Raw genomic sequence first — 10,218 nt, forward strand, 5'->3', positions numbered from 1 at the left:
CGATACCCCGATACCCCGATACTCTAAAAAATTAAAAATGTGTTTCCCGTTTCTACGTTTGGTAGAGAACATTCAAAAAATAGTGAATGAGTAGCAGTCGGATATTAAAACAAGAGCTGGTGAGAAAATATTTGCACAATAGAACGCAATGCGCCCCAATAGTGAATTAGAAGAGAAATACGCCTTGACCTAATTGGTGTGTGAGATTAAGAATAACTTTGTTGCTCCCGCTTTGTTTTGGCTAGCGGCTTATCGATAAACGAAATTATCGCGATTAATACTCTCTCATACTTGCGGCACCGTATCGTGCATAGGAACGCAAGTCGACCGATTTCAATATTGTTCAATATAATGCAATGCGAATTAATTATAACAGTAAGATGTTTCATATTATCAAATGGAACGTTTGCCGATTTTTTATTGTCTTTTATGGTCCATTGCAGAGAAGTATCTACCTGCAATGATTTGTCAAATCTCATTGCTTACTCCCCGTTGTGGCACTTTGTGGGATGACATTACGTTCAATCAAGAGAAATAATATCATGAGCTATACACCTGTTAACTGGCAACCAAGTATGTTCCCGCTAATGCAGTATCCTTTCCCCAGCTATGCGTTACCTGAGTTGCTGTACAAAACTTTCCATAACGTTAGTAATAAAACTCAGGCTCCAGAAGGGTTGATCGCCAATACGTTACTGGCGGCTATTTCTTTGGCCTGCCAAGGCCATATAGACGTCAGCCCGATTGAGGGGTTGGTCCATCCGACGTCATTGTACACCTACGCTATTGCTGAATCGGGAGAGCGTAAATCCAGCGTTGATGATGAGATTATGGCACCATTCCACGCTTTTGATCTTGCTATGTCGGAGGCTCATGTCGCACTTCAAAGGAACTATGAGGCTCGCCATCAGATATGGAGTACGAAACAGTCAGCTTATTTCAACATGATCAAGCGTAAAACGAAGCGCAATGAGCCAACAGACGCTGAAGAGTTGCAACTCCTGGAACATAAAGCTCGTGAACCCCAACGTCCGTGTTTACGCAAGCTACTGTACAGCAACACCACGCCGCAGGCATTGCTGGCAGATATGGACGGCGTGGGCCGCAGTGTAGGGCTGATTGCTGATGAGGGGGGGACAATCCTAGATCGTGGTGTCATGCAGGATCTGAGCTCGCTTAACCAATTCTGGGATGGGGGGTCAATGTCGATTGATCGTAAAACGACCACCAGTATCCGAATCACGGAGGGGCGTTTGACGTTTTCAGTGCAGGTGCAGAGAGCGGTTCATGAGCGTTTTTTACGGCGCCAAGGGGACGTGCCTCGTGGCAGTGGATTCAATGCCCGTTGCCTGTCTGTGGAGGTTGATGAGTCCACTTCTACAAAAGGTTATCGCGTTATCGATGGCCGTTATATGCACCGAGACGGTTTGGACCGTTTCCATGCACGTATTAGTGAATTGTTAGAAAGCCATGTCAATGGTCAGCCACGCAAGATACTTTGTTTTTCCCGTGAAGCACAAGTGCGTTGGATGGAGTATGCCAACCATATTGAACATCAGATCCGGCCGGGGGGGACTTATCACAGCATCAGCGATATAGCGTCAAAAATGGCCAACAACATCGCTCGTATCGCGGCATTGATTCAGTATGTAACAGAAGGTGAGGGTGAGATTTCGAGAACAAAAGTAGATGCGGCTTTCGATATTTGCCAGTGGTATGCCTACCAGGCGTTACGCATGTTTTCTCCTAAAGCGGAATGTTTGCAGAACACCAGAGATGCTGGCGAGCTTTTAGTTTGGCTTGACAGAAAATTTCGAGAAAAAAATGTCATGTACATGAAGAAAAACGATATTCGCCGCAATGGGCCTAGTGGGCTTCGCGATAAGGAAAAGTTGGCCGCAGCGCTGGATCTCCTGGCGCATACCGGTCGAGTCACTTTTTGCATTGGCCCTAATAATACAACTTACGTAAATGCGGGGCAGTATTTCCATCACCCACTCATTGTCTAACAAGGAAGTTAGTTATTGTGTTCAATAGGCCTTCAGTGCAGAGGCCTTTTTTTTATGGTGCGCAGTGTATGGAGTGTCACGCGTTGTCAGTACAACCTGGTTGGTTTGGGTGGTCAAACAGGTTACTGGGAGGTGAAAGCCCTCTACGCACTCGGCAAGGGAAGTGTTAGCCGAACGGTAAGGCAGCCCATCGTGAGGTGGGATATGAAGCAAATTTAAGGCAAAATGCTGGCCTGACGAATAAGAATCGGATTAGGCGGCGCAGTGGGATAAACGATCGATAAAGCCCAATATTTGCACTGAACGCTGTGGCGTCTATAGCATCACCCACCACAAACTGTAGCTATATTTTTCTAAAAATAAGGGCTGCGACACTGGCAACTCTGCTACAAGTAGCAAAATAGCGCTTATCGCTAAGGAATTGCTGGGTTGTTTTTGCTCTGTAAGAGTTTCTTCAAAGATAATGTGGAACAAAAATTTCCGTTTGAGATGTCAGTTCTGCGCGAGTGCGCTTGACTGAATAGCTTGCCAGGCATGATTATTGAATTCGGGGCCCGGGCGAGTAGAGTTGGTGAAGCTTGGTTTTTTCTTGTAGTGCTGTTATCACAGGGAGGGGAAATGAATCGTAAAGCAACGTTTGAAGATCTTGGATGGTTTGATATCAAAAACTATGATGTTTTCAAAGGTATTACAGTGGGGGAGTTGATCAATGAAATACTGGCTAGATATGAGCTTATGGTCAATTTAAAATCCGCCAAAGCAAATGGGTTACATGCAAACCAATCGTTACTTATAAGTTCTGATAAGCAATATAACTGCATTACTAATGGTAACCCTCGTTTATATAAGTGTAGCGAAGAGTGGTCGAATCAGGAGGTGGATCACTTCAGGAAGAAAAATACAAAAGAGAAGGTCGCCCTGAAGAAAAGTTTAGCATATATTGAATATCAGACTGGTGCCGCTAGGCTTTTAAAAGGTGAGGATATTCAGCTTTGTTATCTCCAGATGATCGAACGTATGTCGGGAATGATTATTAAAGCAGGGTATGGTCCAATGGATTCGGTCAAGGCAGGAGATGTTTTAGCATCGCATAATATTCCATCTCCTGGGGTCATATCTGTTGCAATTAATCTTGGCAGTAACGATGAGGATATTCTAAGTGCAATAAAATCATCATTGCGATTCTGGCGGAAAGAATATCATGAGTGTCGCCATTGTATTGAGTGTTGTGAATGCCATGAGTGTCACGAATGTCATGACTGCCAAGATGTTGATGAGTGTAAAAAATACGCAGACTGTATGTTTAAAGCTTATATGAATAAAAAGGCATTCTTCACAGATATCAGCCTGTTAAGTATCTTCGATAATCATACATTAGCTGTGATGGACCTCTACCTCTGGGCATTTAACAACCAAGTCACTATCCGGATTTCAGATTTTGATAAGAAGCTTCATAATTACTCAAAAAAGGATAAAAGCCTTGCCAATCCTTCGGCGTTCAAGAAGCGTTATTTAAGTAAGGCTGAAACTTTTCTAGGTATAGGGAAGGGGCGAGCCTATGATTTTTTCGATGACTTTATACACAGAGTCCGGGCAACCCCAGAGGTTGCAGACATGACAGAGGAAGAGCTGAGAGTTGCGGTAAAAAGTTACAGAACGGAGAAAACGATCAAACGAAAAGATAAAGGCAAAGTTAGCAAAATGCCTCCTAAAAGGAGTTGGGGTGGGTCTAGTTCATTGAAAAATAATGATAAGAAATGGATTAAGCTCTTGTGATATGCACTGTATAAAAATACACCCACTCTTTAGTTTCCCCGCTGGTAATTACATTCTCCTATGTGAAATATTATTGTTGTTTACACATGAGGCAACGCTCCATGCGAACTGAAAGAGCAGGGATGCTCATATCGCTAGGCTGTTGCTTCCTGAGCTGCTCAAGTAGGCAAATGCTGATGCTTGAGTGTTGATTGATAAACATAGGTAGTCAGTATGCCTGGAAACGTAAAGAGTTATTCTTATGCCTAATATTTTACGTATTGAAATCGTTGCGAAAAAAGTAGGTATGTCGGTGTCCTCGATTCGCAACCGTTTGAACCCAAAGTCGAAGTACTATGATCCGACGTTCCCCAAACCGTTTTGCCTTGGCCTCAATGGCAAGGGGGCTATTGGGTGGGATGAAGATGAAATTAACATCTGGATTAATGGTCGCAAAGCACTGCGTGGTTGCGTAGCAAAAGCCTCAACCCAGATCACTAACTTACTATAGTCCGGCCGCTGTTAAGTTGCGTCTATAGCTACCAACGGGAAATAAAGCACAGGCTATAGCTTAATGTTGAAGTCAGTAGTGTAATGGTTCTTATTATATACAAATACTTCTAATATATCAGTAGTAGTGTCGTGAAATAATACCAATGGAGCAGGGAAGTAATCGATACCTGTCACTAGTAACACTACATCTGGGCGATCACTTGTAAAGTAATAGCAACGTTGTTAGCAATAATGTTGACTGGGTAGCTATTGCCTGTGATAGCTATTCATACACTGACTGTGCTTTATTTTATTATCGTAAACTAATTTAGGAGCATGCTCTCCTGTGGGCTAGTTATGCCTGTAGGAGAGACATGATAAATTATGGCTGAATTCTTAAAAAGTAAATCACCTATACCTGAGATGTCACCAACGTTATTGGTTAATAAATCGAATTTATTATTTCATGATGAGACGTTAGGTGCATGCGATTACAATACGTTATCTGCACTTAGAGATAATGATGAACTGGATGCTCTCATCGAACAAGTTAAACGTGTTCAGAAGTTAGCTGAAAGTACGACTTATATTCCTATGGCGCAAGGCGCATTTCCTCGCGTGGCTGGGATAGCTAAAGAGTTATTAAAGGCGCTGGAATTCCATCTACAACAGCCTTCAGTTTACTTCGGTCGCACTTTGAATCAGTTAATCCAGTGGTTCAACTGGTTGGCTGACTGCCTGTTTGCGGTTGAGCCTATTGACCCTTCTTCGGTCTTGGCAGGGACAGAGCCTCTTAGGACGGAAATCTTGAATCTGTTCCTGGCAGATTTTCGTGCTGCAGTGCGGATTCCACAGCACCGTAAGGCACTGGCTAAGTTTGAGCGTGCAAGCGTGAAAAATACCCGTAGTGCTCAACGCTACGTTGTACGGCTGTTTGAGCGCTATAGCCGCCTGCTCGTGGTGCGCGTTGACCTTTCATACGGTGAGCACGCAAAACGAACGGTTACTGCTCAACAGGCGTGTGATGACCGTGAACGACTCTTTCGTAATGCTAAAGCCAATCGACTTTTTCAACACCTAGTAGGGTACGTTTGGAAACTCGAGCTCGGTAAGGAGAGGCGTTATCACTACCATATGTTCTTTTTCTTTGATGGCGCTAAGGTACGGCAAGACGTGACGTTGGCTAGACACATCGGTGAATACTGGAAACAACACATCACCGGTGGACGTGGGTGTTATTTCAACTGTAATGCCCATAAAGAGCGATATACCGAGTTAGGGATAGGGATGGTTTCCTGGAACGACTCCCGCATGCAGCAGGGGTTATTACGCGGTGTACGTTACCTGACCAAAGCTGATGAATGGATACGTCTGGCCTTGCCTGAAAATGGGCGCTCGTTTGGCAAGGGTGAATTACCTTCTTTGTCAGACACACCGCGTGGCCGTCCCCGTCAGCTTATTAACAGCAATCTGACCTTTTAATTTAGCCAAGGAATTAACTATGAATATCAATAAATTATTGTCTACATCAATGCTGAGTCAGTATGAGTTGCATCTTATGTTGTCAACCAGCTACACAGATGAACATGCGGCTAAATGTACTCGACTAATCACAGGCGATCATGAACGCCTAAGTGAACTTCATCAGGTGTTGAGAAAGTTGGAGTCAACCCTGGCGTCAACACCCTATACTGGAGATGATTTGTGCGCGTTATATGTACGTTTATTACCTGTGTTGCCTGCAGCCTTTGATCATCGGATGCTTAATCCCGATGTACGGCTGTTTGCTGCGGTAGGTCAACAGGCTGAGCAATACAGGCCGATATCCACCGATCTCAAAGATACCGCAACGTTCCAGTTTATCGTCGGGCTTGTTGAAGGTCGCTGCTCAGCATCTCATCAACAAATGGTTGCCGACTGGGAGCGTGAAAGCACGAAAAATCGACTGGCGGCATTTCAGGCATTGGAGCAAATCTGCCGTCATTCTCCGTCCTTTGTAGCGGTTGGTATAGAACTGACGTATGTACAGTCTGATATCTCACTGAAACGGATCACAGAGGATTGCCAGCTATTGTTGGATGGAGTGCGAGCAATTCCTGGGTTGGAACACTGTGTAGGCGCAATTTGGCAACTAGGATATGGTCGGATGAAAGGCTATTACCTGCAAATGATATTCTTTTGTTCTGCTGGGCAAGCGGGTACGGGGCCTGTATTGGCGCAATGCCTGGGTGAGTATTGGCAGCAGACGGTGACAAAGGGGGAGGGACGTTATTTTATCGACACACGTGAGCGAACTGTGTATGGCTATCCTGGTTGTCTGTATGTGGCAGAAGGTGACAAGGCCATGCTTGAACAGGTGGAGTTGATGCTGACGTTTATGACCGAAGCGGACCTTTATGCTCCGATGGTTCTACCGAGAGCGCAGCCTGCATTTGGCGTTGTTTCAATGTGCCCTGATATGGCATCAATGTTGTAATAATGCAGCATCTACTGGCGGCAGAACTTTAAGGAGAGTGCCGTCAGTAAACCTGAACTACTAACTATCCTATAGATTCACAAAGAGTTTGGTATCAATAGGGCGCATTGTAGCCCCCTATTTAGCCTTTTCTGTCCGGGTATTCAACGAATCGCTGCTGATATATTGAAACTGCGGCAATCCGGTATGGCGATTGTCATGTCTGAATTTGAGGTTTTCGATACACAGAATCGGCACGTATAGAACCGTTTCAGCGTATCAATGTGAGTAATTTAGAATAAAGTTAACCAGGACAACACCTACTTTCTGATGTTGTAGGTATTGACTCTTTGGCCCATTTGCGGCTGTTTTAAAGGCATTGAAGCCAGCACTTTAACCTGAAATAAACGGCAAAATAGTTCAAGGCAAGAGAGTTTTATGACTAACTTGTCTGTAGGCATCCTGCTAACATCCAGATAGCGCAGTAAGGCTGGTCATCCGTCTATTGTTAGCAGTAAAAAAGGTGCCGATCGTACGCCTGAGTATGCGGGCAGATATTGCGACCCCCACCGCGTTCGCTAGACACATCGCAACATTTAAAGTGAACAACCAGAGCGGCACCGGTTATCCCAGACTGATGCTAAAAGATTCGCCGAATCCCATACTGCTCACAAATCCATTAATGACTATTATATTTCCGCTTCTTTCGATTCTAAATATCCTGTAATGTGATAAGAAAGTGCCAAGTATGGAGGACGTATGGCAGGGAAGGCCGTGATTTTACAAGGCGACAGCACCTCTCATGGTGGCGTGGTGCTTCAGGGCTCGCCCGCCATGCAGTTTCACGGTACCAACGTAGCATTGGTGGGGCATTTGGTCTCTTGCCCGCAATGCAAAGGCGTCTTTCCCATCGTGATGGGGGCCTCAACTGCACAGGTTGGTGGGGTGCAGGTGGCAGTGGAAGGAATGAAAACCGCCTGTGGCGCCGAGTTGATTGCTTCACAACATGAATGTAACGCCTGACGGGGATTTCGTTCAGCGCTAATCACTCCGCCAGAACGGTAGGAGCACAGGGAGCAAGGATGCCGTGGCAACGTTAGACACGTTAGAGACCGAACTCGCCGTTTTTCAACCGCACACCCCACGGGTTGCCTGGCTGCTCGCACCGCTGAATGGCAGTGAATATGTGGTCAGCTACGCGGATATCGCGCTGTTACTGGGCACCTTGCCAGAGCAAGGGCGCGACGTCGCCCTCAATATTCTGCTGATTGACCGTCTGTTACGAGAGCTGGACAAGCGTCTGAGCGCACAGATGGATGCCATCCTGCATGCCCCCGAATTTCAGCGACTGGAATCGACCTGGCGTGGGCTGTCCCTGCTGGTGGATAACATCCCGTTTCATGAAAACATTCAACTGACGCTACTCCATGCCACCCAGGAAGAACTGCGGGCGGATTTCGAGTTCTCCATCGATATCACCTCGTCGGGCTATTATCGCCATGTCTATTCGGCAGGCTACGGCCAGTTTGGCGGGGTACCGGTGGCGGCGGTGATTGGCTGCTACGATTTCACCCCCGGTGCTGCCGATATCAAACTGTTGCACTACCTGAGCGTGGTCAGCGCCATGGCGCATGCGCCGTTCTTGTCGGCGGCAGATGCCAGTTTCTTCGGCGTCGATACCCTGGCCGATTTGTCCACCCTTCTTGACCTGGATGCGGTCATGGCCTCGCCGACACACCTGCGCTGGCGGGCACTCAGAGACACCGCCGATGCCCGCTACCTGGGGCTGACGGTGTGCCGTTTTCTGCAGCGTGAGCCGTACACCCAGGCGTCACAGCAGGTTCGGCAGTTTACCTATCAGGAACAGGTGGCTTCTCATCAACATCTGCTGTGGGGCAACAGCGCTTTTTTGCTGGCCATTTGCCTGGCGGGCAGTTTTGCCCGCTATCGCTGGTGCCCGAACATTATCGGAGCAGACAGCGGCGGGGCGTTCCGCAACCTGCCTGCTCAATACTACTCGGCGCTGGGGCGTTGGCAGGAAAAAATCCCGACCGAGACGCTGCTCTCAGACCAGTGGCAGTACACCTTGTCGATGGCGGGCTTCATTCCGCTCGGGGTGCGCAAGCAAGGGCAGGACGTGGTGTTCTATTCCGCCAACTCGGTCCAGTCGCCACTCGAGACAGATAACACGCCAGAAGGGATGAACGCCCGGGTCAACGCACAGTTGGGGGCGCAGTTGCCTTACCTGTTTATCATCACCCGACTGGCGCACACCATCAAGGTGCTGCAGCGTGAACGGTTGGGTGGCTGGAAAAACCGCGGTGACCTGCAGCTTCAGCTCAATAACTGGCTCAAACGGTTTGTCTCCGATCAGGAGAACCCGCCTGCCAGCGTGCGCAGCCGTCGCCCACTGCGTGCGGCCCGCATTGAGGTGCAGGAAGTGGAGCACGACCCTGGCTGGTATCTGACGCAATTGCATGTGCAGCCGCATTTCAAGCACATGGGCTCCAACTTCGTCCTCGCCCTGACCGGGCGTCTGGATAAATAATCTTACAGACAGGACGTCTTTACCATGAACCGGGATAAAAATCGGCAATCCTCTCAGGCACGTCGGCGCAACGCGTTACACCTGGCAGCCAAGACACTGCAACAGACGCATGCGCCGCTGGTTTCGTTTTTAACCGCCTCCGGTCACGACCCCGATGTCGAGCGGCAACTGGAGGGGATGGCCTGGATGACCGGGCAGTTGGAGGGACAGTTGGCCGACCAGTTACCGGTCCTGACCCACCATATGCTGACCCTGCTGTGGCCCTATTTTCTGCGCCCGACGCCCAGCATGACCGTGCTGGAATGGCAGCAGGACTTTCAAACCGACCCCGCGCAGGCCTGCACCCACATTGCCAAAGGGGCTACGGTGGTCAGTGTCCCGCTGCCGGTCACCACCGGTAAGGAGACGCTGCGTTGCCATTTTCGTACCTGCCGCGATACCCGGCTGTGGCCGCTCCAGGTACAGGCGGTCAGCCGCGAGCAACGCCACGGCCACGACAGCCTGTGCTTGCACCTGGTCACCACGGCGGATCAACCGCTGGATCTCAGCACGTTAAATGGGTTGCGGCTGTATCTGGGAGAGGACGGCCACACCGGCAAACAGTTGCATTTATGGCTGAGCGAATACCTGAGCCAGGCCACGCTGGAAGTGAGCGGCAAGAGCTGGCCACTGCCGGAGTTGGCGCTCACCCCAGTCGGTTTCAACGACGACGAGGCGCTGCTGCCGTGGCCACAGAATGCCGATCCGGGCTATCGCCTGCTGCAGGAACACGCCTGTTTCCCCAGCGCGTTTTTATTTATGGACGTGACGGGCTTCCCCAACCTGCCTCCGCTGTCGGCCTCGCACGGTTTTACCCTGCGGTTTACGTTCTCCCGGCCCTTGCCGTCCGCACTGGTCATCAACCGCCAGACGGTGCGCCTGCATTGTACCCCGGCCATCAACCTGTTCAGCCATTACAG

8 protein-coding genes are annotated in these 10,218 nt (G+C 48.6%); all 8 read left to right on the forward strand.

Translation table 11 applies throughout. From position 1 onward, the window contains the following. The first annotated feature begins 542 nt into the window (after nt 1-542). Nucleotides 543-2,009: a YfjI family protein gene (locus U869_RS0128490; RefSeq protein WP_157834782.1), complete on the forward strand. Its 1,467-nt coding sequence runs from the start codon at nt 543-545 to the stop codon at nt 2,007-2,009. Nucleotides 2,010-2,627: 618 nt separating this feature from the next. Further along, on the forward strand, nt 2,628-3,785 hold the full coding sequence (locus tag U869_RS0128495) for a DUF6387 family protein (protein ID WP_025122851.1): 1,158 nt from the start codon (nt 2,628-2,630) through the stop codon (nt 3,783-3,785). 241 nt (nt 3,786-4,026) lie between these two features. Beyond that, nucleotides 4,027-4,275 (forward strand): AlpA family transcriptional regulator, encoded by a 249-nt coding sequence (locus U869_RS0128500; RefSeq protein ID WP_025122850.1) that lies wholly within the window; start codon nt 4,027-4,029, stop codon nt 4,273-4,275. A 365-nt stretch (nt 4,276-4,640) separates the two neighbouring features. Further along, nucleotides 4,641-5,738 (forward strand): inovirus-type Gp2 protein, encoded by a 1,098-nt coding sequence (locus U869_RS30280; RefSeq protein WP_025122849.1) that lies wholly within the window; start codon nt 4,641-4,643, stop codon nt 5,736-5,738. Between the two features lie 19 nt (nt 5,739-5,757). Beyond that, on the forward strand, nt 5,758-6,732 hold the full coding sequence (locus U869_RS0128510; RefSeq protein ID WP_025122848.1) for a hypothetical protein: 975 nt from the start codon (nt 5,758-5,760) through the stop codon (nt 6,730-6,732). Nucleotides 6,733-7,470: 738 nt separating this feature from the next. Next, nucleotides 7,471-7,734, forward strand: a complete 264-nt coding sequence (locus U869_RS0128515; RefSeq protein ID WP_025122847.1) for a PAAR domain-containing protein — start codon at nt 7,471-7,473, stop codon at nt 7,732-7,734. A 64-nt stretch (nt 7,735-7,798) separates the two neighbouring features. Continuing rightward, nucleotides 7,799-9,259, forward strand: a complete 1,461-nt coding sequence (gene tssC / locus U869_RS0128520; protein ID WP_025122846.1) for a type VI secretion system contractile sheath large subunit — start codon at nt 7,799-7,801, stop codon at nt 9,257-9,259. Between the two features lie 24 nt (nt 9,260-9,283). After that, nucleotides 9,284-10,218, forward strand: a 935-nt coding sequence (locus U869_RS0128525) for a type VI secretion system baseplate subunit TssF (RefSeq protein ID WP_025124028.1), incomplete at its 3' end; no start/stop codon positions are given.

The sequence above is a fragment of the Serratia sp. H1w genome (assembly GCF_000633355.1).
In the GTDB taxonomy this organism is placed as follows: domain Bacteria; phylum Pseudomonadota; class Gammaproteobacteria; order Enterobacterales; family Enterobacteriaceae; genus Chania.

Bases quoted from the DNA above. Each gene is read 5' to 3' on its own strand.
- U869_RS0128490 (WP_157834782.1), top strand. From the start codon at position 543: ATGAGCTATACACCTGTTAACTGGCAACCAAGTATGTTCCCGCTAATG.
- U869_RS0128495 (WP_025122851.1), top strand. From the start codon at position 2,628: ATGAATCGTAAAGCAACGTTTGAAGATCTTGGATGGTTTGATATCAAA.
- U869_RS0128500 (WP_025122850.1), top strand. From the start codon at position 4,027: ATGCCTAATATTTTACGTATTGAAATCGTTGCGAAAAAAGTAGGTATG.
- U869_RS30280 (WP_025122849.1), top strand. From the start codon at position 4,641: ATGGCTGAATTCTTAAAAAGTAAATCACCTATACCTGAGATGTCACCA.
- U869_RS0128510 (WP_025122848.1), top strand. From the start codon at position 5,758: ATGAATATCAATAAATTATTGTCTACATCAATGCTGAGTCAGTATGAG.
- U869_RS0128515 (WP_025122847.1), top strand. From the start codon at position 7,471: ATGGCAGGGAAGGCCGTGATTTTACAAGGCGACAGCACCTCTCATGGT.